Source organism: Streptosporangium carneum (assembly GCF_027922005.1).
In the GTDB taxonomy this organism is placed as follows: domain Bacteria; phylum Actinomycetota; class Actinomycetes; order Streptosporangiales; family Streptosporangiaceae; genus Streptosporangium; species Streptosporangium carneum.
In genome coordinates this window covers 298,509-321,396 of sequence record NZ_BSEV01000005.1, presented here as the reverse complement: position 1 = coordinate 321,396, position 22,888 = coordinate 298,509, and the positions used below count along the sequence as shown (strand labels likewise).

Sequence of the window (22,888 nt, the reverse complement as noted above, 5' to 3'; positions counted from 1 at the left end):
GGGACCGGAGCGCGCGGACGACTCAGCGGGTGTCGGAGCCCGTGCTCACCAGGGCCGCCCGGCCCGCCTCGAGACGGGCGACGGGGATGCGGAACGGCGAGCAGGACACGTAGTCCAGACCGGCCTGGTGGCAGAAGTGCACCGAGTCCGGGTCGCCGCCGTGCTCGCCGCAGATGCCGAGCTTGAGGTCGGGGCGGGTCTTGCGACCCTCCTCCGCGGCGATCCTGACGAGCCTGCCGACGCCGTCACGGTCCAGGGACTCGAACGGCGAGACACCGAAGACGCCCAGCTCCAGGTACTTGGAGAAGAACGCCGCCTCGACGTCGTCGCGGGAGAAACCCCAGGTCATCTGGGTCAGGTCGTTGGTGCCGAAGGAGAAGAACTGGGCGGCCTCGGCGATCTGCCCGGCGGTCAGCGCCGCGCGCGGCACCTCGATCATCGTGCCGACCAGAGCCTCGACGCCCACTTCCTCGAGGATCCGCTGCGCCTCGTCCTTGACGTGCTCCAGCTCCTGGACCGCGCCGACGAGCGGGATCATGATCTCGGCGCGGGCTCCCTCGACGGCCTTGGCGGCCTCGGCGATCGCCCTGACCTGCATGCCGAACAGGCCGGGGATGACCAGGCCGAGCCGTACACCGCGCAGGCCCAGCATCGGGTTCTGCTCGTGCAGCCGCTTGACGGCCGCCAGCACCCTGCGGTCCTTCTCCTCCGCCTGGTCCCCGGCGAGGGCGACCTTCACCGACAGCTCGGTGTAGTCGGGCAGGAACTCGTGCAGCGGCGGGTCGATCAGCCGGATCGTGACGGGCAGGCCCGCCATCTCCTGGAAGATCTCGGTGAAGTCCGCCTTCTGCAGCGGCTCGAGCGCGGCCAGGGCCTGCTCCCGCTCGGCGTCCGAGGTCGCCAGGACGAGGTCCTCGACCAGCTGCCTGCGGTCGCCGAGGAACATGTGCTCGGTACGGCAGAGCCCGATGCCCTCGGCGCCGAACCTGCGGGCGCGGGCGGCGTCCTCGGCGTTGTCGGCGTTGGCCCGGACCCGCAGCCGCCGGGAGGCGTCGGCGTGGCTCATGATGCGGTGCACGGCCCTGACGAGCTCGTCGTCCTGCTCGGTCGCGCCCTCGAAGTACTCGACGACCGGGGAGGGCACGACGGGCACCTCGCCCAGGTAGACGGCGCCGCTGGAGCCGTCGATGGAGATCACGTCACCCTCGGAGACCACGACACCGCCCGGCGCGGTGAACCTGCGCTCCTTGGTCGAGACCTCCAGCTCCTCCGCGCCGCACACGCACGTCTTGCCCATGCCGCGGGCGACCACGGCGGCGTGGGACGTCTTGCCGCCGCGGCTGGTCAGCACGCCCTGGGCGGCGATCATGCCCGCCAGGTCGTCGGGGTTGGTCTCGCGGCGGACCAGGATGACGGCCTCGCCCTTCGCGGCCAGCTCGACGGCCCGCTCCGAGGAGAAGACGGCCTTGCCCACGGCCGCGCCCGGCGAGGCGTTCATGCCCTTGGTGACGCAGGCGCTCTTCGCGTCGTCGGCGAAGCGCGGGAACATCAGCTGGGCGAGCTGGGCGCCGTTCACCCGGGTCACGGCCTCGTCGAGGTCGATCAGGCCCTGGTCGACCAGCTGTACGGCGATGCGGAAGGCCGCGCCCGCGGTCCGCTTGCCGACCCGGGTCTGGAGCATCCACAGCTTGCCGCGCTCGACCGTGAACTCGATGTCGCACAGGTCGCGGTAGTGGTTCTCCAGCGTCTCCATGATCTTCATGAGCTCGTCGTAGACGGGCTTGTCGATGCGCTCCAGCTCCTGCAGCGGCATGGTGTTGCGGATGCCCGCGACCACGTCCTCACCCTGGGCGTTCTGCAGGTAGTCGCCGTAGACGCCCTGGTGGCCGCTGCCGGGGTCGCGGGTGAAGGCCACGCCGGTGCCCGAGTCCATGCCGCAGTTGCCGAACACCATCGAACAGACGTTGACAGCCGTGCCGAGGTCGGCGGGGATGCGCTCCTGGCGGCGGTAGAGGATGGCGCGCGGGGCGTTCCAGGACTCGAAGACCGCCTTGACGGCCATGCGCATCTGGTCGTGCGGGTCGGCGGGGAACTCCTGCCCCGTCTGCTCGCGGACGATGCCCTTGTAGGTCTCGACCAGGCGCTGGAAGTCGGCCGCCTCGAGCTCCAGGTCGTCACGGCCGTTCTTGAGCTCCTCGAGAGCCTCGTCGAACAGCTCGCCGTCGATGCCCTGGACGGTCTTGCCGAACATCTGGATGAGACGGCGGTAGGAGTCCCAGGCGAAGCGCTCGTTGCCACCCGCCTGCTTGGCCAGGCCGTGCACCGACTGGTCGTTGAGCCCGATGTTCAGGACGGTCTCCATCATGCCGGGCATGGAGAACTTCGCACCGGAGCGCACGCTGACCAGCAGCGGGTCGTCGGCCTGACCGAGGCGACGGCCCATCTGCCCCTCCAGCGCGGCCAGGTGCCCGGAGACCTCCTCCTCCAGCCCCTCGGGGAACCCGCCGTCCTCGAGGAAGCGGCGGCACGCGTCGGTGGTGATGGTGAAGCCGGGAGGCACCGGCAACCCGAGATTGGTCATCTCGGCCAGGTTGGCCCCCTTCCCGCCGAGCAGATCCTTGAGATCTTTGTTGCCCTCGGTGAAGTCGTAAACGTACTTGGGCACGGTTGCTCCTTCTGCGACTTCAAATGACGTGTGGTTCCGCCTTGGTTGGACTCTACCGACGTAGAAGAAGACGAAACGCCACCCACCCGGCGAAGGGGCGTTCGCCCAGGCCAAAGCCCACAGAGCGGTCTAATCCAATTTAAATCGGCGGCAAAGACTCGGCGATATGGACCACCCCAAGAATTGGTATAAACCAATTGGTATAAACCAATTGTCTCAGCATTCAAACGCGTTCACGGGCGGTTCACCCCCTGCGGTATAGGGGCGCCGCGCCCCCCGGACGCGCGGGGACGTGTCCGGGAAACCCGTGATCTTCTGGCCTGCCGGTGACTTCGCGTGGGATTGTCGGCCTTGTGATGAATGCGGAGGAGAGGAAGCAGCGCCCCTGGGCGAGACCCGACCAGCGAGAGGAACAGCCGCGGGCCACGTGGACACCGGAGCCGCGGGAGTCGTCACCGCGGCGGGGCCGTACGGGGGCGGTCGTGGCGGTGGTCGCGGCGGGAACGCTCCTGGTCTCCGCGGTCACGGGCGCGGCCGTCCTCGTCGGAGGCGTGGACCGGGGCACGGCCGACGGCGCGCCCGCCTCCGTCCTCCCCACGGGTCAGGGCTCCTCCGCGAGCCGGAGTCCGTCCGCGGGGGCCGTCCCGACCGGCCGGGCTCCGGCGCCCGCGGCGACCGGGGCGCCACAGGACCAGGGCGCGATCGCCTACATCGACGACATGCGGCCCGGCACGTGTGTGAACGACGTGTCCGACGGCGTCGTCCTCGGCAAGGACAGCGGCGTCCTGCCCCTGGCGGACTGCGCGGACGCGCACAACGGCGAGGTCCTGGCCAGCTTCCCGCTGCCCGCGGGCGGATGGCCCGGCGACGGGACGGTGCGGACCCTGGCCGTCGACGGCTGCCTGGACCGGCTGAGCCCGATCTTCGAACGCAGTCCCTTCGGGGACCAGCTGGCCTCGCTGGCCTTCGTCCCGCTGCGCGAGGAGTGGCCCGACGACCGCCTCGTGGTCTGCGTCGCCGTCCGCAGGGGGTCGGGGTTCCTCTTCAAGCCGGTCGACCCCGAACCGGCCGCCCCGCCGACACGGGCGGCTCCGCCCCTGGGGGCGGGAGCCGCCTGACGGCGTCGCGGGGACCGAGACCTAGTCGTTGAGGTGCTGGCGGAGGTAGGCGTCGACCTTGTCCAGCGCCACGCGCTCCTGGGTCATCGAGTCACGCTCCCGGATGGTCACCGCGTGGTCCTCGAGGGTGTCGAAGTCGACGGTGACGCAGAACGGCGTGCCGATCTCGTCCTGGCGGCGGTAGCGGCGGCCGATCGCGCCCGCGTCGTCGAACTCGACGTTCCACCGGCGGCGGAGCTGGGCGGCCAGGTCCTTGGCCTTCGGCGACAGGTCGGCGTTGCGCGACAGCGGGAGCACCGCGACCTTGACCGGCGCGAGCCGGTGGTCGAGCCGCATGACCGTGCGCTTCTCCATGACGCCCTTGGCGTTGGGCGCCTCGTCCTCGGTGTAGGCGTCGATCAGGAAGGTGAGCGTGGCGCGGTCCACACCGGCTGCGGGCTCGATGACGTAGGGGACGTAGCGCTCACCGGTCTCCTGCTCGAAGAAGCTGAGGTCGGTGCCCGAGGCCTTGCCGTGCGCGGTCAGGTCGAAGTCGGTGCGGTTGGCGATGCCCTCGAGCTCACCCCACTCGCTGCCGGTGAAGTTGAAGCGGTACTCGATGTCGACGGTCCGCTTGGAGTAGTGCGACAGCTTCTCCTGCGGGTGCTCGTAGATCCGCAGGTTCTCCTGGGTGATGCCCAGGTCGGTGTACCAGCGGAAGCGCTCGTCGATCCAGTACTGGTGCCACTCCTCGTCACTGCCCGGCTTGACGAAGAACTCCATCTCCATCTGCTCGAACTCGCGGGTGCGGAAGATGAAGTTGCCCGGGGTGATCTCGTTGCGGAACGACTTGCCGATCTGGCCGATGCCGAACGGGATCTTCCTGCGTGCCGACTGCTGCACGTTGAGGTAGTTGATGAAGATGCCCTGCGCGGTCTCGGGCCGCAGGTAGGCCAGGCCCGACTCGTCCTCGACCGCGCCGAGGTAGGTCTTCAGCAGGCCGCTGAACTGCTTGGGCGCCGTGAAGGAGCCCTTGTTGCCGCAGTTGGGGCAGGTGATGTCGGCCAGACCGTGCTCGGGGTCCTTGCCGTGCTTCTCGGCGTAGGCCTCCTCGAGGTGGTCGGCGCGGTAGCGCTTGTGGCAGGACTGGCACTCGGTCAGCGGGTCGGTGAAGGTGTCCACGTGGCCGCTGGCCTGCCACACCTCGCGGGCGAGGATCACACAGGAGTCGAGGCCGACAACGTCGTCACGCCCCTGCACCATGGTCTTCCACCACTGCCGCTTCACGTTGTTCTTGAGCTCCACGCCCAGCGGACCGTAGTCCCAGGAGGCCCGGAGGCCACCGTAGATCTCGCTGGAGGGGTAGACGAGCCCACGTCGCTTGGCGAGGCTGACGATGGTGTCCATGATGTCCGTACGGCGTGCCATGAGAGAAAATCTCCATCCGGCTGGAGGTCGGCGAGGAATTGATTGAGTTCCCAGCTTAGGGGAGCCGCGTGAGCGGGGCACGCGCATAGCCGTCACGCCCGCCCCGTCCGGCGGAGAATCGGGGAGAACCGGGGAGAGCCGGTCAGCGGCCGTCCGCGTCCTCGAACGCGCTGGGCTCGTTGATCATCAGGGTCATCAGCGGATACATCGCCATCCGCGCCGCCCCCAGGGCGCGCCGGTAGAACCCGGCCCCCTCCCACTCGCTGACCAGCGCCCACAGCTCCGGCTCGTCCACCGAGCGGACCACGCGGCCGCGAAGGTATCCCGGTTGCCCGGCCAGGACGGCGACGATGTCGCGCGCCTGCGTGAGGAACTCCTCGGTCCGGCCGTCGGGCACCGAGTAGCGGATGAGAGCGAGCATTCGCCAAGCATGCCAGAGCCGCGACCGGCTCCCCGTCCCCGAGGCCCGTCCCCGAGTCCCGCCCCCGCCGTTTTCTCACGCGGGACGCCCCTCCGAGCCCGGCGGCCCGCCCTCGCGGCCCCGCCCGGCAGGCCCGCCCGCCGGCAGGCCGCCGCGAAGGCGGGCGCGGGAGCATGTCAGGCGGGGGGTCGCGGCGTTAGGCTCTGGCCGTGGCCGAAAAACGTCGTGAGCGCCCCGCACATCCGATGGCCAGGCCCCGTCCTCGGCAGGGCTCCCAGCGAGAGTCAGGGCAGGGCTCCCGCCGGGGCGGAAGGACGGGACGCCCGCTTCCGCCGGGTGAGCAGTTCTTCACGCCGGGCGCCGAGGGGCTGCGGCGCGAGGTCGAGCGGCGCAGCGCCGCCCCCCTCGTCTTCCTCTTCCGGCTCCCCCGCTGGATCCTCCCGGTGATCCTCGTGGCGCTGCTGCTCGCGGGGTTCGCCGTCTCGTCCTTCTGGGGCGGCCTCGCGGTGCTGCCGGTGATCGGGTTCGTCGGCTGGCTGGCCTACATGTCATGGCCGTCGCTCGGCGCGAGGGGCCGCGTCCTGCGGGTCGCCCTGATCACTTTCCTGCTCCTGCTGGTCGCCGACCGTTTCGGGGCGTTCTAAGGCGATTTTGACAATCATTTTCATTTGCGTGCATACTGAGGGAATGATGTCCGGCTCCTCCCGAGGTACGCACACCCGCACAGTAGGTCTGCTCGCTCTCACCGCCCTTCTCACCGTCACCACCGCCTGCGGTTCCGAGTCGGCCGTCTCGGTCGAGCCTGCCGGTTCCCAGGAAGGCAAGACCTACATCACCGCGGCCATATACCCGTTGGAGTGGCTGGCCGAGCGGATCGGCGGGCCGGACGCAGCCGTCACCACCCTGACCAAGCCGGGCGTCGAGCCGCACGACCTGGAGCTGACGCCCATCCAGATCGCCGTGATCGGCAAGAGCAGGCTCGTCGTCTACGTCAAGGGCGTGCAGCCCGCCGTCGACGAGGCGGTCGAGCAGCACGCGCAGGACCGGAGCCTCGACGCGGCGACGGTGATCAAGACCATCGCCGCGGCCCCGGAGGCCACCGAGACGACGCACGCCGAGGGCGAGGAGGGCCACCACGAGGTCGACTACGACCCGCACGTCTGGCTCGACCCCTCCCGCATGGCGACGGTCGCGACCAATCTCGGCGACAGGCTCGCCGCGGCCGACCCCGCCCACGCCCAGGACTACCGGGACCGCGCCGCCGCCACGGCGTCCGACCTCGGCGCCCTGGACGGCGAGATGGCGCGCGGCCTCGGAAAGTGCGCCTCGAACGCGATCGTCACCAGCCACGCCGCCTTCGGCTACCTCGCCGACCGCTACAAGCTCCGCCAGATCGGGATCAGCGGCATCGATCCGGACTCCGAACCTTCTCCTGCTCGCCTCGCCGAAGTGGCGAAAGTGGCCAAGCAGGAGAAAGTGACTACGATTTTCACCGAGACTCTCGTCAGCCCGAAGGTCGCCGAGGTTCTCTCCTCGGAGATCGGCGCCAAGACAGCGGTCCTGGACCCGGTCGAAAGCAAACCGGCGAACGGCGACTACCTGTCCGCCATGCGTCAGAACCTCACCGCACTCCAGGCGGCCCTCAGCTGCTCGTAAAGGCGACACGTGACATCCAAGCAAGCGGTTTTCACCATGAGCGGAGGCCAGGTCAGCCTGGACCGCCGCCCGGTGCTTCGCGGCATCGACCTGACCATCGAGCCCGGCGAGGTGGTGGCCGTGCTCGGCGCGAACGGATCGGGCAAGTCCACGCTCATCCGCGCCCTGCTCGGCCTGACGCCCGTGTCCGGCGGCACGACCCTGCTGTACGGCACGCCGCCCGCGCGGTTCAGGCAGTGGTGGCGGATCGGCTACGTGCCCCAGCGGCTCTCGGTCGGCGGCGGCGTGCCGACCACCATCCGCGAGGTCGTCGCCTCGGGCAGGATCGCCAGGCAGCGACGGTTCCGCCTGACCGGCGCGGCCGACCGTGAGGCGGTCTCCGCGGCCCTCTCCGCCGTCGACATGGCCCACAGGGCGGGCGACCCGGTCCAGGCCCTGTCCGGCGGCCAGCAGCAGCGGGTGCTGATCGCCCGCGCCCTCGCCGGCGAGCCGGACACCTTCGTCATGGACGAGCCGACGGCGGGCGTCGACGCCCAGAGCCAGCAGTTGCTCGCCGACACCCTCGCCGTCCTCGTCGGGCAGGGCAAGACGGTCCTGCTGGTCGCCCACGAACTGGGCCCGCTGGAGCCGCTGATCAGCAGGGCGGTCGTGCTCAGGGACGGGTTCGTGTGCCACGACGGCGCGCCGCCCCACGCGGTGGGCGCGCACGCGCTGCCCGGTCACGACCACGTGCACCCGCACGCCGCGGAGAAGCCCCTGAGCCCCCTGGACTGGAGACCCACGTCGTGATCGACCTCCTGCAGTTCGACTTCATGCAGCGGGCGCTGATCGCCGCGCTCCTGGTCGGCCTGGCGGCCCCCGCCATCGGCACGTTCATGGTGCAGCGGCGCCTGTCCCTGCTGGGCGACGGCATCGGGCACGTCGCCCTGACCGGTGTCGCGCTCGGCTTCCTGACCGGCACCGCCCCCGTGCTGACCGCGGTCGCGGTCTCCGTGGCCGGGGCGGTGGCCATCGAGCTGGTCCGCGAGCGCGGCAGGACCAGCGGCGACGTGGCGCTCGCCCTGCTGTTCTACGGCGGCATCGCCGGAGGCGTGCTGCTCATCTCGCTGGCCCCCGGCGGCAGCAACTCGACCCTGATGTCCTACCTGTTCGGCTCGATCAGCAGCGTCAGCCTCCAGGACGTGTGGGTGATCGCGTCGCTGGCGGCGGCGGTCCTGGGCGTCGTCGTCATCTTCGGGCGCGAGCTCTACGTGCTCTGCCAGGACGAGGAGGTCGCCAAGGCCAGCGGCCTGCCGGTGCGTTTCCTGAGCCTGCTGATCGCGATCACCGCGGCGCTGACCGTGGTCATCGCCATGCGCGTGGTCGGCCTGCTTCTGGTCAGCGCGCTGATGGTGGTCCCGGTCGCGACCAGCCAGCAACTCACCCGGAGCTTCCGGAGCACGATGCTGCTTTCCATGCTCTTCGGCATGATCGCCACAGTCGGAGGACTCACCTCGTCCTTCTATGTCGAGGTGCCTCCCGGTGCCATCATTGTGATCGTGGCGCTCGGAGGGTTCGTCCTGGCCCTCGGGCTCGGTAGATTCGTACGCCGAAGCCGACCACAGGAGTCCAGCCCATGAGCAACAGACGCGATGCCGTCCATGACGTCCTCCGCCACAGCGAGGGCTTCCGCAGCGCGCAGGACGTCTACGCCGAGATGCGCGCGGAGGGCGCCAAGATCGGCCTGACGACCGTCTACCGGGCGCTGCAGGCCCTGGCCGACAGCGGCCACGTGGACATGCTCAGGACCGACGAGGGGGAGTCCGTCTACCGCGCGTGCGCCAGCGGGGACCACCACCATCACCTGGTCTGCCGCCGGTGCGGCAGGACCGTCGAGGTGGCCGGGCCCGCGGTCGAGCGCTGGGCGGAGGCCGTCGGGGCGGAGCACGGGTTCACCGAGGTCACCCACACGGTCGAGGTCTTCGGCACCTGCGCCTCGTGCTCGGCCGCGGCCAAGCCCCAGGGGGCGGCGGCGAGCCACGCCTGAGCGCGTGCGTCCGGGCGGGCCGTCCGGGCCCGGGTCGCGACCGCCCGCGCTCCCTGGCGCGTTCCGGGACCCGGCGCGCGGAAGCGCCCGAGACCGGGTCCGGGCCGAGACTCCGGCCGCGGCCGCCCCGAGCCCCCGCCGGACTTCCGGCGACGCCCGCCCGAGGTCCGGGGCGCGTTCCGGGAGCCAGGTCACGGACGTCGTGAGGCGCCTCGCCACGTCGCGGGGAAAAGCGTGCCACGTCCGGCCGCGAAACCCCCCTCGCGCCCGCGTCGGAGGGATAATCTTCCGAGACGGCGATTCGCCGTATGCAGCTTCTTCCCACGTTGAAACCGCCATCATCAGGAGTCAACATGCCATTCGGACATGACATGGTGCACTCACTCGCAGCCGCGGTCGATCTCGTCAACACCTCCCCCGCGACTGGAGGACCCGACAGACTGGTCGACACACAGCAGCTCGGCGACTTCGTGGAACGCCATCAGATGAGCGGCGTCGGCGAGCTCGGCGCCACCGACCTGAGCGAGGTGCGCGCGGTGCGTGAAGCCTTCCACAAGGTCTTCACCGCCCCCGACCAGGCGACAGCGGTCATCCGGCTGAACACGTTGCTGAGCGGGACACGCATCACCCCGCGCCTCACCGAGCACGACGGGCACCCCCTGCACATCCACTACTTCGCGCCGGACGCCTCGATCAGCGAGCACCTGTCGGCCGATCTCGGGGTCGCGCTGGCCCATGTGCTCGCCGAGGGCGAGTGGGAGCGCCTGCGCACGTGCTCCGCCCCCGACTGCGGCAACGTCTTCGTCGACGAGTCGCGCAACCGCTCCCGGGTCTACTGCGACAGCCGTACCTGCGGCAACCGGATGCACGTCGCCGCCTACCGCGCGCGCCGCCGGGCGTGAGAACACTCTCCGTAATAACCTATTGACTGAGTAGGTAATAGGGGTAAGTTGGCCTGTGGCATTCCCGCTTACCCCTACAGGAGAGCCCATGAGTGTTACCGACGAGCTCCTCGCCAACGCCGAGCGCTACGCCGAGACCTTCGACAAGGGGGACCTGCCGCTGCCTCCCGCGCGTGGAGTCGCCGTGCTCGCCTGCATGGACGCGCGGCTGAACCCCTACGGCCTGCTGGGGCTCACCGAGGGCGACGCGCACGTCATCCGCAACGCGGGCGGTGTGGTGACCGCCGACGAGCGCCGCAGCCTGGCCATCAGCCAGCGCCTGCTCGGCACCCGGGAGATCATCCTCATCCACCACACCGACTGCGGCATGCTCACCTTCACCGACGACGACTTCAAGAGGCAGATCCAGGCGGAGGTCGGAGCCAAGCCCGACTGGGCGGCCGAGGCCTTCCCCGACCTCGAGGAGGACGTCCTGCAGTCCATCAGCAGGATCAGGAACGACCCCTTCATCCCGCACACGGACTCGGTGCGCGGCTTCGTCTACGAGGTCGAGACCGGGCGCCTGCGCGAGGTCAAGTCCTGACGGCCTGACCGTGTGGAAGTCGCCGTGACGGCCCGCTCCTCCCGGAGGGAGCGGGACCCCGGCCGCCTGTCAGGGGCGCGCGGATCCCGCGCCCTCGAGGGCATGCGCCCCGCCCTCGAAGACGGCGAGTCCCGCGCGCGTCCCGCCGTCAGGGGCGAGGGCCATCCCCCACGACGTTCGGCACGGCTCCGCCGTACCTCCTGTCGCGCTTGGCGTAGAGCTCGCAGGCCTCCCACAGGTCGCGGCGGTCGAAGTCGGGCCACAGACGGTTGAGGAAGACCATCTCGGCGTAGGCCATCTGCCAGATCAGGAAGTTCGAGGTGCGCTGCTCACCCGAGGAGCGCACGAAGAGGTCGACGTCGGGGATCTCCGGCTCGTCCAGGTATCTGGCGAAGGTCTCCTCCTTCACCCTGCCCGGCCTGACCCGCCCCGCGGCGATGTCCTGCGCGAGACGGAGCGCCGCGTCCACGATCTCCGCGCGACCGCCGTAGTTGACGCAGAACTGCAGGGTCAGCGTGGAGTTGCCCTCGGTCATCCGCTCGGCGTCCTGCAGCTCGGAGATGACGCTCTTCCAGAGCCGCCCCGGGCGGCCCGCCCAGCGCACCCGCACGCCCATCGCGTGCAGTTCGTCCCTGCGGCGGCGGATGACGTCGCGGTTGAAGCCCATCAGGAAACGCACCTCGTCGGGCGAGCGCTTCCAGTTCTCGGTGGAGAAGGCGTAGGCCGACAGATAGGGGACGCCCAGCTCGATCGCGCCCTCGATCACGTCGAACAGCGACGCCTCACCCGCCTTGTGCCCCTCGGTGCGCGGCAGGCCTCGCTGCTTGGCCCACCTGCCGTTGCCGTCCATCACGATCGCCACGTGCCGGGGCACGAGGTCACGCGGAATGGGGGGCGGAGTCGCGCCTGATGGGTGAGGTGCCGGGGGACGGACGTTCACGTGGCGAGTTCCCTTTCTACGTACTCCCGTTCTACGTGCCGGAGAGAGCGTATGCCGTGTTCGAGGTGCCATTGGAGATAAGCGGCGACCAGGCCGCTGCATTCGTTGCGGTGCCTGCCCTCGGAGGCGTCGGCGGCCGTCCAGTCGCCCTTGAGCAGGGCGGCCATCAGGGCGAGGGTCTCGCCCGCGGGAACGGCCGCGCCGGGAGGGCGGCAGGAGCCGCACACCACGCCTCCCGCCACGATGGCGAACGCCCGCACCGAGGTGGCCTTGCACCGGGCGCACGCCTCGAGCGCGGGGGCGTAGCCCGCGACGGCCAGCGAGCGCAGGAAGTAGGCGTCGAGCACGAGCCTGGCCTCGTGCTCCCCGGAACCGAGCGTGCGCAGCCCTCCGACCAGCAGCAGGAACTGGCGCAGGGCGGGTTCCTTCTCCGCCATGATCAGCCGCTCGGCGGTCTCGAGCATCGCGGTCCCCGCGGTGTAGCGCGGGTAGTCGGCCACGAGCGCCTCGCCGTACGGGCGGATGGTCTCCGCCTGGGTGATCACGTCGAGCGTGCGGCCGGTGTGGAGCTGAAGGTCGACGTGGGTGAACGGCTCGAGCCTGCCGCCGAAGCGCGACATGGTGCGCCTGACGCCCTTGGCCACGCCCCGGATCTTGCCGGTCCGCCTGGTCAGGACGGTGACGATGCGGTCCGCCTCACCCAGCTTGTGGGTGCGCAGCACGATGCCCTCGTCACGGTACAGGCTCACCTGATCAGTCTAGGGGGTGACCCGTGTGCCCCGGGCTCAATCATGATCAACGGGCACGGAAGGATCACGAGTGCGTGTTGTTCACCTAAAACTCATTAAACTTTGGCCTCTGGCGACCTCCCTGCGCCACGTTTCACCTCACCCCTGTACGAAAGGGTGCCATGCCCCGCGTGGTCCTGCTGGGTTCATCACCCGGCCCCTATGCCGCTTTCGGCCAGTCGACGCCGTCCGCCGCGCTGACTCTGCCCGCGCTTCCCGGCTGCCCCACGGTGATCGGCAAGCTGCACGGCCAGATCGCCTCCCTCGACTCCGCGCCGGTGACGATCGCCCGATCCGACGACGCCGCGGCCTACCGGGGCTTTCCCGGCAGCCTCGTCGAGACCTCCGATCTGGCGAGCGATCTGCGCGCCGTCGCGGACGCGGTCGAGCACGCCACGGAGAACCTGCTCATCCTCCCCGCGAACTCGCTGATCCACGACGAGCTGATCTACCAGATCACCAAGTCGAAGCGCGGAGCGCTCGCGCTGATCACCAAGGAGCCCCGCGAGGAGGACGAGAACGGCGACGCCATCGTCCCCAACGTCCCGATCGACGAGGCTCTGCCCGAGATCGGCGACCGGAGCCTGGAGGGCCTGCCCGTCAGGGTCCGCGCGGGCAAGTCGCGGGTGATCTCGGTGGGCTCGGCCTTCCACGCGGTCACCCGGCCCAACTCCGTCCTGCTCGGACCGCTGCACCTGCACCACAAGCACGCGGTCACGCTGGCGGAGGCGGCCCGCGAGCTCGCCGACATGGCCCACCTGCTCGGCCCCGAGGACGACCTGGTCCAGCTGCTGGTTCTCGGCCTGGTACGACGAGGCGTCTCGGTCGGCATCAGAGGCAGGCGCGACCTGTTCTTCCGCCGTCTGAACACCCCGGAGGAGGCCGCCCAGGCGGTGTCCGAGATGTCGGCGTTCGACGAGGACAAGGCGCGGCTGAACAACGCGGTGAAGGGCGCCGACGGCTTCTTCACCACCTACTTCGTCAGCACCTACTCGCGCTTCATCGCCCGCTGGGCCGCCAGGCGCGGGCTCACGCCGAACCAGGTCACACTGATCTCGATCGCGCTGGGTGTGGCGGCGGCGGCGTGCTTCGCGACCGGCGCGCGGGTCGGAATGATCGCCGGCGGCATCCTGATCTACTTCGCGTTCGTGTTCGACTGCGTGGACGGCCAGGTCGCGCGGTACGCCCGCAAGTTCGGCGTGCTCGGGGCGTGGCTGGACGCCACCTTCGACCGCTTCAAGGAGTACGTGGTCTTCGCCGGGCTCGCGGTCGGCGCGGCCGTCTCCGGCGTCGGCGACGTGTGGACGCTGGCGCTCGTCGCGCTCGGCATGCAGTCCATCAAGCACCTGCTGGACTTCTCCTTCGGCGCGGCCAACCGGCGCAAGCCCCCGTCGCCGCTGCCCTCGATAGCGCTGTCGATCAGCCCGGACACCGAGCTGCGCGCGGCGCTCGAGCAGCGCAAGATCGCCCGCAGCGGCGGGATCCGCGGCCTGCTGAAGATGTGGACCAAGGCGGGCAAGAACAAGACCGTCTACTGGGCCCGCAAGATGATCGTGTTCCCGATCGGCGAGCGCTTCGCCGCCATCGCGATCGTCAGCGCCGTCTTCGACGCCAGGATCACCTTCATCACCCTGATCATCTGGGGCGGCCTCGCCACCGCCTACTCGCTCACCGGACGTCTGATGAGGTCGCTCGCATGATCACCCAGCCGCAGACAACCCCCGCTCCGGACCCCTATCTGGAGCGGCTGCGCGTGCAGACCGCCCGGCTGCTCGCCTATCGCGACGACGGCCCGCTGGTCGCCGCGCTCCGCGGCAAGGTCGGCCCCGGGCTGCCCCCGGTGCCCGCCACGCTCGCCGCGCTGCTCGTGGTCGTCGCGATGGCCGCGGCCGGGCTGCTGGGCGAGGGCCCGATCCTGGTCGTGCCCGCGCTGGTCGTCCTGGTCCTGGTGCTGCCGACCGCGGCCCGCGACCACCTGGGCAAGCTCGACTGGCTGGTGCCGCCGCTGATCCGGGCGACCGAGTTCCTGACGATCATCCTGGTGGGCCTGGCGGCCGAGGCGCCCAAGTGGCTGCTGTTCGTGCTGCTCTACGTGGTCGGCTACCACACCTACGACACGGTGTACCGGACGCGGCAGAGCATCTGGCCGCCCGACTGGGTGTTCAAGGCGGGCCTCGGCTGGGAGCTCCGGCTGCTGCTCATCGGCGTGGGAGCCGCGCTGGGCGTGGCGACCTGGGTGGTGGCCGCGCTCACCCTGTACCTCGGCGTGCTGTTCGCCGTCGAGAGCGTGACGAGCTGGGTCCGTCTCGACAAGGCCTCCGCGCTCGCCCAGGCGGGCGACGACCTGGAGGCCTCCCCCGAGGAGGCCATGGAGCAGGCGACGGGCGAGGCCGAGACAGCCTGACCTCGTACGCGGCCCGCGCCGCGCCCCGCACCCCCGAGAGGGCCGCGACCGTCCGTCGCGGCCCTCTCGCTGTGTTAGAAAGCAGCGTGGAACTGGACCGGTTGGATCGTGACATCATCGGGGCGCTCGTCGAGGACGCCCGCGCAACCTACGCCGAGATCGGGCAGCGCGTCGGCCTGTCGGCGTCGGCCGTGAAACGGCGGGTCGACAGGCTGCGCGAGACGAGGGCGATCACCGGGTTCACGGCCAGGGTCGAGCCCGCCGCGCTCGGCTGGACCACCGAGGCCTACGTGGAGCTGTTCTGCGCGGGCAAGACGTCGCCGTCGGAGATCGGGGTCGCCGTCGCCCGGCATCCGGAGGTGGTCTCCGCCTGCACCGTCACCGGCGAGGCCGACGCGCTGCTGCACATCAGGGCCACCGACGTGCGCCACGTGGAGCAGGTGATCGAGCGCATCGCCTCCGAGCCGTTCGTGGTGCGGACGAAGAGCTCCATCGTGCTCTCGCGGCTGATCGAGGCCCCGTTGATCACCTCGCGCAACGAATCGCCGTTCGTCGCCTGAAGCACGCAAGGGACCTGCGGCAACGCGCAAGATCGGGCCCTTGGCCCGCGTCAACCCCGTTCCTAGTCTGGTGCAATCCCTCACCACGACTTCCTTAACGGGGTTTTTCATGACAAGGCACTACCTCATGTGTCGGCCCGACCACTTCGCCGTCGAATACGCGATCAACCCGTGGATGGACCCCGAGGCGGGCGCCGACCGCGAGGTCGCGATCCGCCAGTGGGAGGGGCTCAAGAGCACCTATGAGGACCTCGGCCACCGGGTCAGCCTGATCGACCCGGTTGAGGGGCTGCCCGACATGGTCTTCGCCGCGAACGGGGCGCTGGTCGTCGGCGGCCGGGTGTACGGCGCGCGGTTCACGCATCCCGAGCGCGCCGCGGAGGGACCGGCGTACCTGGAGTGGTTCACCGCCAACGGCTACCACGCCTCGCGCGAGGCCGAGTTCACCAACGAGGGCGAGGGCGACTTCCTCACGCTCGACCATCTGGTGCTGGCGGGCACGGGCTTCCGCACCGACGTCGCCGCGCACGGCGAGGCCCAGGAGTTCCTCGGCCGCCCCGTGGTCTCGCTGCGGCTGGTTGACCCTCGCTTCTACCACCTGGACACTGCCCTTTTCCCACTAAACGGACATAACGTGGCATACTTCCCAGGGGCCTTCTCGGTCGGGAGCCAGGAGGTACTCAGAAACCTGTTCCCCGACGCCGTCATCGCGAACGAGGATGACGCGACCGTGCTCGGGCTCAACGCGGTCAGCGACGGCACCCACGTGGTGATCAACGCCGAGGCGACCGACCTGCAGCTGGAGCTCAAGCGCCGCGGGCTCGAGGTCATACCCGTCGAGCTGTCCGAGCTGCGCAAGGCGGGCGGCGGACCCAAATGCTGCACGCTGGAGATTCGGGGATAGACGCAGGCAGAACGGTCACGAACCAAAGAACGGCGAACAATCGGATGACGCGCACAGAGATGACGAGCACAGAAGAGTTCATCGAGCTCAGCGAGCGCCGCAGCGCTCACAACTACCACCCCCTCCCCATCGTGATCCACGAGGCGCAGGGCGCCTGGGTGACCGACGTGGAGGGCAAGCGGTTCCTGGACTGCCTGTCCGGCTACTCCTCGCTGAACTTCGGCCACGGCAACCCGAAGATCATCGGAGCGGCGCAGGAGCAGCTGGCCAAGCTCACGCTGACCAGTCGCGCCTTCTTCCACGACCAGTTCGCCGCCTTCGCCGCCGGTCTGGGCGACCTCACCGGCAAGGACATGGTCCTGCCGATGAACACCGGCGCCGAGGCCGTGGAGACCGCGATCAAGGTGGCCCGCAAGTGGGGCTACGAGGTCAAGGGCGTGGCCGCCGAGCAGGCCAACATCATCGTGATGGAGGACAACTTCCACGGCCGCACCACCACGGTCATCAGCTTCTCCACCGACCCGGACGCCCATGACGGCTTCGGCCCGTACACCCCCGGGTTCAAGATCGTGAAGTACGGCTCGATCGAGGCGATCCGCGAGGCCGTCGACGGCAACACCGTCGCGGTGCTGCTCGAGCCCATCCAGGGCGAGGCGGGCGTGCTGGTCCCGCCGGACGGTTACCTCACCCAGGTCCGCGAGCTGTGCTCCGCGGAGAACATCCTGATGATCGCCGACGAGATCCAGTCGGGGCTCGGCCGCACCGGCGACACCTTCGCCTGCGACCACGAGGGGGTCGTGCCCGACATCTACGTGCTGGGCAAGGCCCTGGGCGGCGGCGTCGTGCCGGTCTCCGCGATCACCGCGAACGAGGACGTGCTCGGCGTCATCAAGCCGGGCCAGCACGGCTCGACCTTCGGCGGCAACCCGCTCGCCTGCGCGGTGGCCACCACGGTCATCGAGATCCTCAACACCGGTGAGTACCAGACGCGGGCGAAGGAGCTCGGCGCGGTCCTGCACGAGAGACTGCGCGCCCTGGTCGGCCAGGGCGTGGTCGCCGTACGCGGCCGCGGCCTGTGGGCGGGCGTCGACATCGACCCCTCCCTCGCCACGGGCCGGGAGATCTCCAAGGCGCTGATGCGCCGCGGCGTCCTGGCCAAGGACACCCACGGCTCGACGATCCGGCTGGCCCCGCCCATCGTCGTCTCCGAGGAGGACCTCCTGTGGGCCGTCGACCAGCTGGCCGACGCCCTCAAGGAGTACGCGGGATAGCCCGGCCCACCCCGGCCCCGCCACCGGCTCCGGCACGGCCCCGCCCCCCTCCGCGGCCACCGTGCCGGAGCCGGCCGCGTATCCCCGGCCGCACCACCGTTCCGAACGATCTACGCTTGGGTGAGCATCGCGTCAACCCCACGCGAAATCGTCGACGCCCAGGCCGCCTCACCACGAGGCCGGTGCCGAAGGGCGCGGGCCGTGGAACGGGCACGGGGGTGGGCAGAGGCAGGGTCGGCGACCGCGTGGCGTCGGGCCGGGCCGCCGCGGTGCCGTGACCGTCCCGGTGGCTCTTGGAGGTTCGGCAGGTGTCGACGTCGGCTGGACCCGATGCACGTCCCCCGATGACGGAACCGGAGCCCGCCGCGGCTCCACGCCGGGGCGCGCGGTTCGCCGGGGTCTCGGGACTCCTCCTGATCGGGGTCTCCGTGGCGGTCATGCTGGCCGTCGCCCTCCTCGGCCCTTCGGCGGCGGTCCCCGAGCTCGGCGGCGGCGGTCCGCCGTGGTCCCTCCGCGTCGCCCCCTCGGAGACGCTGGTGATCCAGCTGAGCTGGGCCGCCGTCATCGTCGCCGGGCTGGGGGTCGGAGCCGGGCTGTGGGCCGTGCGCCGCGGATGGCGTCCCGCGCGGAGGGTCGTCCCCCTGGGCGCGGTGATCGCCGTCCTCGCCCTGACGCTCGTGCCGCCCGCCGGGTCGACGGACGTGCTCAACTACGCGGTGTACGGACGGATCGCCGCCCTGGGGCACGACCCGTACGTGCTGACCCCGGCGTGGTTGCACAGGATGGCCGACCCGGTCGGCGACCTCACACCCCTGGCCTGGCGGAACACGTCCTCGGTCTACGGCCCGCTGGCCACCTGGGCGCAGATGGCCGCCTCGCTCCTGGGCGGCGCGTCCATGGCGGGCACGGTGTTCGCCTTCAAGGCCATGGCCGGCCTGGCGTTCCTGCTGTCGGCGTTCGCCCTCGACCGGCTGGCCGGAGCGGACTCCGGGCGCCGGGCCCGGGTCCACCTGCTGTGGACCCTCAACCCGCTGATGCTGTGGCACGTGGTGCTCGGCGGCCACATCGACGGCCTGGGGGTGCTCTTCCTCGTCGCCGCGTTCCTCGTCCCGCGCCGGGGCGGCGTGATCGCGAACGTGCTCTCGGGGGCGCTGCTCGGCGCGGCGACGGCGGTCAAGGCGCCGTTCGTCCTGGCGGGGGCGGGGCTGGCGTGGGCGGCCCGCCACCCACCGACCAGGCTCGTGGCCCTGGGCATGGGCGCGTTCACGGCCCTGATCACGATGTACGCCACGCAGAGCACCGAGGCCTTCGAGAACGTGGTCGGCAAGCTCGGTGCGCGCTCGCTGGCGGACCCGTGGCGGGTGATCACCGACGCGCTCGGCCTCGGAACGGAGTCGTCTCCGCTGGAGGGGCAGATCACCCTGGGCGCCGCCCTCCTCGTCGCCGTCCTGCTGTGCTGGCGGCTGGCTCCCGCGCCGGAGGGCCTGGCCTCGGCACGGCCCGCGCTCGCGCTGTGCCTGGGGTGGCTGCTCACCTCCCCCGTGCAGCACCCCTGGTACGACGCCATGCTGTTCCCTCTGCTGGCCCTCATGCCCGCCGGACGGCTCGACGGGCTGATGGTCTTCAGGGGGGTCGTCACCAGCCTCATCTACCTGCCGGGCGCCGTCGGTCTGCTCCAGCTCCAGCCGACCGAGCTGACCCGGTGGATCGCCGAGACCTATCGCCCGTGGATCGCTCCACTCGCCTCCGACGCCGTCATCCTGTGCGTCGTGGTGCTGGCCTTCGCGAACGCCCTGGGCCACAGGAGGCCGCGCCGGACCCCCGTCCCCTCGCGGGAACGGGAGCCCGAGCGCGCGCTCAGCGGGTGAGCTCGACCGTGGCGACCTCGGAGACCTCGGTGGCGGCCGCGGTGTCCCACCGTACGGAGAGGGGGGTCGTGTCCAGCGACAGGCTGGCCACCGCGTTCGAGAACCACGGGCCGTGGACGATGCGCCACTTGAACGGCGGCCTGGGGATGCGCGCCAGGCGGGACAGCCAGCCGCCGACCAGCGTGGCGAGGCCGAACTGCGCGACGATGTTGGCCAGCCTGAGCAGCCGGCTCAGCGGGTTGCGGATCGGCGAGCAGACGAGCTGGTAGATGGGCAGCCCGTCGGCCTTGGCCACGTAGGAGTAGTGCACGTCGCCGGAGAGCAGGATCACCGGCTTGCCCACCTTCACCAGCAGCCTGGACAGCTCCTCGAACGAGCGGCGGAAGGCCGCCCAGTGCTCCAGGTCGACGGCCTGGCGCAGGGCCTCCGACCAGCGGGCCACCCTCCTGCCCCAGGCCCCCTGGGCCAGGGCCTCGTTCCAGTTCTGGATGTGGTGGATGCCCGCGGGCAGCAGGAACGGCACCGAGGTGCCGATCACGAAGCGTTCGACGCCGCCCCTGTCGAGCTGCTCGACGAGCCACTCCCACTCCACCGGGTCGATCATGCGCCGGTCGCCGGGGGTGAGCTGTCTGGCGCTGCGGGAGTCGAGCATGATCAGGCGGGTGTCGCCGAGGTCCCGGGAGTAACTCCACCGGCTGTCGGTGGGGACGTCGTAGGCGTGCTCGGCGAAGGCGTCGAGGATCTCGGCCCCGTCGCCCTCGGCCGCGCACAGCTTGCTGAGCAGTTCGTCGCCGGAGCGCTCCTCGGGCGACATGTTGCCCAGGTGCTGGTAGATCCAGTAGGCCCCGAGCCCGGAGACCACCCGGCGCGGCCACCAGGGGACCTCGGCCATCTGCTCGCGCCAGGTGGCGGAGGTGTTGAAGTCGTCGCGCAGGTCGTGGTCGTCGAAGATCATCGCACTGGGCACCGTCGAGAGGACCCAGCGGATCTCCGGGTCGGTCCAGGCGATCCGGTACAGCTCGGCGTACTCCTCGAAGTCGGCGATCTCCGTCTTCGGCTCGCTGTCCCTGCGGTTCCTGATGAACTCCAGCATCTCGACGGACGGCTCGTCGGCGTAGACCTGGTCGCCGAGCAGCAGGAGCATGTCGGGCCAGTCCTCCTGCGGCCTGTCCATCAGGGTGCAGCCGTAGGCGCGCAGGACGTCGACCCCGTGGGAGAGGGTGTGCAGGGTGTCGTGCGGCACGCTGGTCCGGCACGAGCCGAACATCACCTTCCTCGGCCCGCCGGGCCCGAGGAACCGGATGCGGCTGGGCGGCTGGTCGGGCAGCGGCCAGACGCTCCGCCCGTCGAGGAGGACCTCGTAGGCCCCCTCGCCTCCGGCGTCCACGATCGCGTAGTGGTGGCCGTGCACGGAGAACGTCCGCGCCTGCGATCTCGCCCCGCCGACCTCGACGGTCACCTCGCACGGCACGCTCGTCTCCACCCACACCGACGCGCTCGTCTCGTCCACGTAACGCAGCAGCGGACCGACCACAAGTTCCGGCACGTCGTTCATCTCCTCAACCACTGCAAAACGGCAGACGCCCTACGGGGAGCCTGCCATGTCGGTGTGTCTTCCCCACAGTGCCCGGCAGCTCGCACGGCTAACAACGGATCACGCCAAAGTAGGGAAATACACAAAAAACGGTCATCAGACCGCAACATTGTCGGCTTGGCACGGCAAAAGCCCCATAACTAGTCTGATCATCACGAACCACCACGAGTGGAGCAATGGCGCTCCGCTCACCGGATGGAGGCTTCTCCTCATGACCCTCACGGTGCCGTCAAAGACGCCGGCGACCGCCCTCGTCGTCCCGGGCCGCCAGGCCCTCGACGCCGCTCTGTCCCAGCTCGACGAGACAGCCGAGCTGCTCGGCCTGGACGACGGCCTGCGCACGATGCTCGCCACCCCCAGACGCTCGCTCACCGTCTCGGTGCCGGTCCGCCGGGACGGCCGGACGGAGATCGTCCAAGGCTTCCGAGTCGAGCACAACACTACTCTCGGCCCCGCCAGGGGCGGGATACGGTTCACCCCCTCCGCCGACGTCCACGAGGTCACCGCGCTGGCCATGCTGACGACCTGGAAGTGCGCGCTGGCCGGCCTCCCGTACGGCGGCGCCAGAGGCGGCGTCCGCGTCGACCCCGCCTCGCTGGACGCCAGGGAGCTGGAGCGGGTGACACGCCGCTACGTCAACGAGATCATGCCGATCATCGGCCCTGAGCGGGACGTCCCCTCCCCCGACTCGGGCGCGGACGAACGGACCACCGCCTGGATCTCGGCCTGGATCGCCGACAGCTGCTCCGCGCGGGCGGGCTACCCCCCGCCTGGCGTGGCGTCCGGCGGCCCCGCCCCGTCCGGCGACGCGCGGAACCGGGCCTCGGCGTCCTCCCTCGGCGTGTGCGTCACCGCGCTGAGGGCGCTGGGGACGCTGCCCGGCGGCTCGCCCGAGGGCCGCACCGTCGCGGTGCACGGTTTCGGCGAGGTCGGCTCCCTGGCCGCGCTGTACCTGGCAGGCGAGGGCTGCCGCGTGGTCGCGGTCTCGGACGCCACCGACGCGGTGCTCGACCGCTCGGGGCTGGACGTGGCGGATCTGCGGGCATGGGCCGCGGAGAGCGGCGGCGTGCGCGGCTACCGCGGCGCGGACGCCCTGTCCCCGGAGGAACTGCTCGAACTCGACGTCGACGTGCTCGTCCCCGCGGCCGGGATGGGCGCGATCACGGCGGGGAACGCCTCCCGGATCAGGGCGCGCCTGGTCGTGGAGGCCGTGGACGGCCCGACCACGCCTGAGGCGGACCTGGTTCTGGCGGACGCCGGGACCACGGTGGTGCCGGACGTCCTGGCGGGCCTGGGCGACGCGGTCGCCCTCTCGGACGACCGGTGGCCGGCGGCGCGGCCGACGGCGTGGTCGACGCCGGCGGATCGGCGCTCCCGTCCGTGGGTCGCGCATCCGCGGACCTCCGCCCCGTGGGCCGCGAACGAGGCGGTCACGGGGCTGCGCGACCTCGTGGAGGGGTGCTTCGACACGGTCGCGGCGGTGTCCGCGGAACGCGGGATCACCCTGCGCCAGGCCGCCCTGGCGGTCGGCGTCGGCCGGGTCGCCGAGTCCCACAGGGCGAGGGGCCTGCGTCTCTGACGTCCCGCCCCCGCTCACCAGGAAGGCCCGGCCCCCGTCGGGGGTCGGGCCGTACGGCGCGGAGCGCCTCTCGGGAAACGCGAAAACCTCGGAACCCCCGGGAACACTTCCGGAAGCCCTCGAGAACACTCCCGGAAGGACTCGGGAACAACACGGGAACACTCGTGGACACTCGGGGACACGGCCCCTGAGGCGTTCCGGC

At 70.7% G+C, this 22,888-nt stretch carries 21 protein-coding genes; 15 read left to right on the top strand and 6 right to left on the bottom strand.

What is annotated here, in order from left to right; genetic code table 11:
• Positions 1-22: 22 nt before the first annotated feature.
• A complete protein-coding gene (gene ppdK, locus PKF00_RS14925) occupies positions 23-2,665 on the bottom strand; it encodes a pyruvate, phosphate dikinase (RefSeq protein WP_271218093.1) in 2,643 nt (880 codons plus the stop codon).
• Positions 2,666-3,147: 482 nt separating this feature from the next.
• On the opposite strand from ppdK, the gene PKF00_RS14920 reads away from it, so the two are divergent.
• Entirely contained in the window at positions 3,148-3,783 is a 636-nt protein-coding gene (locus tag PKF00_RS14920) for a hypothetical protein (protein ID WP_271218092.1), read from the top strand.
• A 21-nt stretch (positions 3,784-3,804) separates the two neighbouring features.
• Here PKF00_RS14920 and PKF00_RS14915 read toward each other — a convergent pair whose 3' ends face one another.
• On the bottom strand, positions 3,805-5,190 hold the full coding sequence (locus PKF00_RS14915; protein ID WP_271218091.1) for a glycine--tRNA ligase: 1,386 nt from the start codon (positions 5,188-5,190) through the stop codon (positions 3,805-3,807).
• A 142-nt stretch (positions 5,191-5,332) separates the two neighbouring features.
• The gene (locus PKF00_RS14910) at positions 5,333-5,611 is read right to left on the bottom strand and encodes an antibiotic biosynthesis monooxygenase family protein (RefSeq protein ID WP_271218090.1); all 279 of its coding nucleotides are present in this window, start codon (positions 5,609-5,611) and stop codon (positions 5,333-5,335) included.
• 209 nt (positions 5,612-5,820) lie between these two features.
• On the opposite strand from PKF00_RS14910, the gene PKF00_RS14905 reads away from it, so the two are divergent.
• The 7 genes from PKF00_RS14905 (at position 5,821) to PKF00_RS14875 (ending at position 10,778) form a co-directional block, all read left to right on the top strand.
• The gene (locus PKF00_RS14905) at positions 5,821-6,255 is read left to right on the top strand and encodes a DUF6703 family protein (RefSeq protein WP_271218089.1); all 435 of its coding nucleotides are present in this window, start codon (positions 5,821-5,823) and stop codon (positions 6,253-6,255) included.
• Positions 6,256-6,283: 28 nt separating this feature from the next.
• Positions 6,284-7,267: a metal ABC transporter substrate-binding protein gene (locus PKF00_RS14900; protein ID WP_271218088.1), complete on the top strand. Its 984-nt coding sequence runs from the start codon at positions 6,284-6,286 to the stop codon at positions 7,265-7,267.
• 36 nt (positions 7,268-7,303) lie between these two features.
• The gene (locus tag PKF00_RS14895) at positions 7,304-8,056 is read left to right on the top strand and encodes a metal ABC transporter ATP-binding protein (protein ID WP_271218152.1); all 753 of its coding nucleotides are present in this window, start codon (positions 7,304-7,306) and stop codon (positions 8,054-8,056) included.
• On the top strand, positions 8,053-8,886 hold the full coding sequence (locus tag PKF00_RS14890) for a metal ABC transporter permease (RefSeq protein WP_271218087.1): 834 nt from the start codon (positions 8,053-8,055) through the stop codon (positions 8,884-8,886). The genes PKF00_RS14895 and PKF00_RS14890 overlap by 4 nt, the downstream gene beginning before the upstream one ends.
• On the top strand, positions 8,883-9,293 hold the full coding sequence (locus PKF00_RS14885) for a Fur family transcriptional regulator (protein WP_271218086.1): 411 nt from the start codon (positions 8,883-8,885) through the stop codon (positions 9,291-9,293). The genes PKF00_RS14890 and PKF00_RS14885 overlap by 4 nt, the downstream gene beginning before the upstream one ends.
• Positions 9,294-9,646: 353 nt before the next feature.
• Positions 9,647-10,195, top strand: coding sequence for a CGNR zinc finger domain-containing protein (locus PKF00_RS14880; protein WP_271218085.1), 549 nt, complete (start codon positions 9,647-9,649; stop codon positions 10,193-10,195).
• An 88-nt stretch (positions 10,196-10,283) separates the two neighbouring features.
• Positions 10,284-10,778 (top strand): beta-class carbonic anhydrase, encoded by a 495-nt coding sequence (locus tag PKF00_RS14875; protein ID WP_271218084.1) that lies wholly within the window; start codon positions 10,284-10,286, stop codon positions 10,776-10,778.
• A gap of 148 nt (positions 10,779-10,926) precedes the next feature.
• On the opposite strand, the gene PKF00_RS14870 is transcribed toward PKF00_RS14875, so the two are convergent.
• Together PKF00_RS14870 and recO are read right to left on the bottom strand one after the other, a co-directional pair.
• Positions 10,927-11,718, bottom strand: a complete 792-nt coding sequence (locus tag PKF00_RS14870; protein ID WP_271218083.1) for an isoprenyl transferase — start codon at positions 11,716-11,718, stop codon at positions 10,927-10,929.
• Positions 11,715-12,467 (bottom strand): DNA repair protein RecO, encoded by a 753-nt coding sequence (gene recO, locus PKF00_RS14865; RefSeq protein WP_271218082.1) that lies wholly within the window; start codon positions 12,465-12,467, stop codon positions 11,715-11,717. The genes PKF00_RS14870 and recO overlap by 4 nt, the downstream gene beginning before the upstream one ends.
• A gap of 161 nt (positions 12,468-12,628) precedes the next feature.
• Between recO and PKF00_RS14860 the strand changes: the two genes are divergently transcribed.
• The 6 genes from PKF00_RS14860 (at position 12,629) to PKF00_RS14835 (ending at position 19,513) form a co-directional block, all read left to right on the top strand.
• Entirely contained in the window at positions 12,629-14,206 is a 1,578-nt protein-coding gene (locus PKF00_RS14860) for a CDP-alcohol phosphatidyltransferase family protein (protein WP_271218081.1), read from the top strand.
• A complete protein-coding gene (locus PKF00_RS14855) occupies positions 14,203-14,910 on the top strand; it encodes a DUF5941 domain-containing protein (RefSeq protein ID WP_271218080.1) in 708 nt (235 codons plus the stop codon). The genes PKF00_RS14860 and PKF00_RS14855 overlap by 4 nt, the downstream gene beginning before the upstream one ends.
• 86 nt (positions 14,911-14,996) lie before the next feature.
• Entirely contained in the window at positions 14,997-15,470 is a 474-nt protein-coding gene (locus PKF00_RS14850; protein WP_271218079.1) for an Lrp/AsnC family transcriptional regulator, read from the top strand.
• Between the two features lie 109 nt (positions 15,471-15,579).
• Positions 15,580-16,374, top strand: a complete 795-nt coding sequence (gene ddaH / locus PKF00_RS14845; RefSeq protein WP_271218078.1) for a dimethylargininase — start codon at positions 15,580-15,582, stop codon at positions 16,372-16,374.
• A 59-nt stretch (positions 16,375-16,433) separates the two neighbouring features.
• Positions 16,434-17,645: an ornithine--oxo-acid transaminase gene (gene rocD, locus PKF00_RS14840; RefSeq protein WP_271218077.1), complete on the top strand. Its 1,212-nt coding sequence runs from the start codon at positions 16,434-16,436 to the stop codon at positions 17,643-17,645.
• Positions 17,646-17,989: 344 nt separating this feature from the next.
• Positions 17,990-19,513 carry an MptA/MptB family glycosyltransferase gene (locus PKF00_RS14835; RefSeq protein WP_271218076.1) on the top strand — a complete coding sequence of 508 codons (1,524 nt, stop codon included), beginning with the start codon at positions 17,990-17,992 and terminating at the stop codon, positions 19,511-19,513.
• On the opposite strand, the gene PKF00_RS14830 is transcribed toward PKF00_RS14835, so the two are convergent.
• The gene (locus PKF00_RS14830; RefSeq protein WP_425582288.1) at positions 19,503-21,068 is read right to left on the bottom strand and encodes an alkaline phosphatase D family protein; all 1,566 of its coding nucleotides are present in this window, start codon (positions 21,066-21,068) and stop codon (positions 19,503-19,505) included. The two genes, PKF00_RS14835 and PKF00_RS14830, sit on opposite strands and share 11 nt — an antisense overlap.
• A 250-nt stretch (positions 21,069-21,318) precedes the next feature.
• Here PKF00_RS14830 and PKF00_RS14825 point away from each other — a divergent pair, with 250 nt between their 5' ends.
• Entirely contained in the window at positions 21,319-22,686 is a 1,368-nt protein-coding gene (locus tag PKF00_RS14825; protein WP_271218074.1) for a Glu/Leu/Phe/Val family dehydrogenase, read from the top strand.
• The last annotated feature ends 202 nt before the right edge of the window (positions 22,687-22,888 follow it).

Excerpts from the sequence above, each read along its gene's own strand:
- PKF00_RS14915 (WP_271218091.1), bottom strand. The coding sequence starts at position 5,190 with ATGGCACGCCGTACGGACATCATGGACACCATCGTCAGCCTCGCCAAG.
- PKF00_RS14910 (WP_271218090.1), bottom strand. The coding sequence starts at position 5,611 with ATGCTCGCTCTCATCCGCTACTCGGTGCCCGACGGCCGGACCGAGGAG.
- PKF00_RS14895 (WP_271218152.1), top strand. The coding sequence starts at position 7,304 with ATGAGCGGAGGCCAGGTCAGCCTGGACCGCCGCCCGGTGCTTCGCGGC.
- PKF00_RS14885 (WP_271218086.1), top strand. The coding sequence starts at position 8,883 with ATGAGCAACAGACGCGATGCCGTCCATGACGTCCTCCGCCACAGCGAG.
- PKF00_RS14880 (WP_271218085.1), top strand. The coding sequence starts at position 9,647 with ATGCCATTCGGACATGACATGGTGCACTCACTCGCAGCCGCGGTCGAT.
- PKF00_RS14875 (WP_271218084.1), top strand. The coding sequence starts at position 10,284 with ATGAGTGTTACCGACGAGCTCCTCGCCAACGCCGAGCGCTACGCCGAG.
- PKF00_RS14860 (WP_271218081.1), top strand. The coding sequence starts at position 12,629 with ATGCCCCGCGTGGTCCTGCTGGGTTCATCACCCGGCCCCTATGCCGCT.
- PKF00_RS14855 (WP_271218080.1), top strand. The coding sequence starts at position 14,203 with ATGATCACCCAGCCGCAGACAACCCCCGCTCCGGACCCCTATCTGGAG.
- ddaH (WP_271218078.1), top strand. The coding sequence starts at position 15,580 with ATGACAAGGCACTACCTCATGTGTCGGCCCGACCACTTCGCCGTCGAA.
- rocD (WP_271218077.1), top strand. The coding sequence starts at position 16,434 with ATGACGAGCACAGAAGAGTTCATCGAGCTCAGCGAGCGCCGCAGCGCT.
- PKF00_RS14835 (WP_271218076.1), top strand. The coding sequence starts at position 17,990 with ATGACGGAACCGGAGCCCGCCGCGGCTCCACGCCGGGGCGCGCGGTTC.
- PKF00_RS14830 (WP_425582288.1), bottom strand. The coding sequence starts at position 21,068 with ATGAACGACGTGCCGGAACTTGTGGTCGGTCCGCTGCTGCGTTACGTG.
- PKF00_RS14825 (WP_271218074.1), top strand. The coding sequence starts at position 21,319 with ATGACCCTCACGGTGCCGTCAAAGACGCCGGCGACCGCCCTCGTCGTC.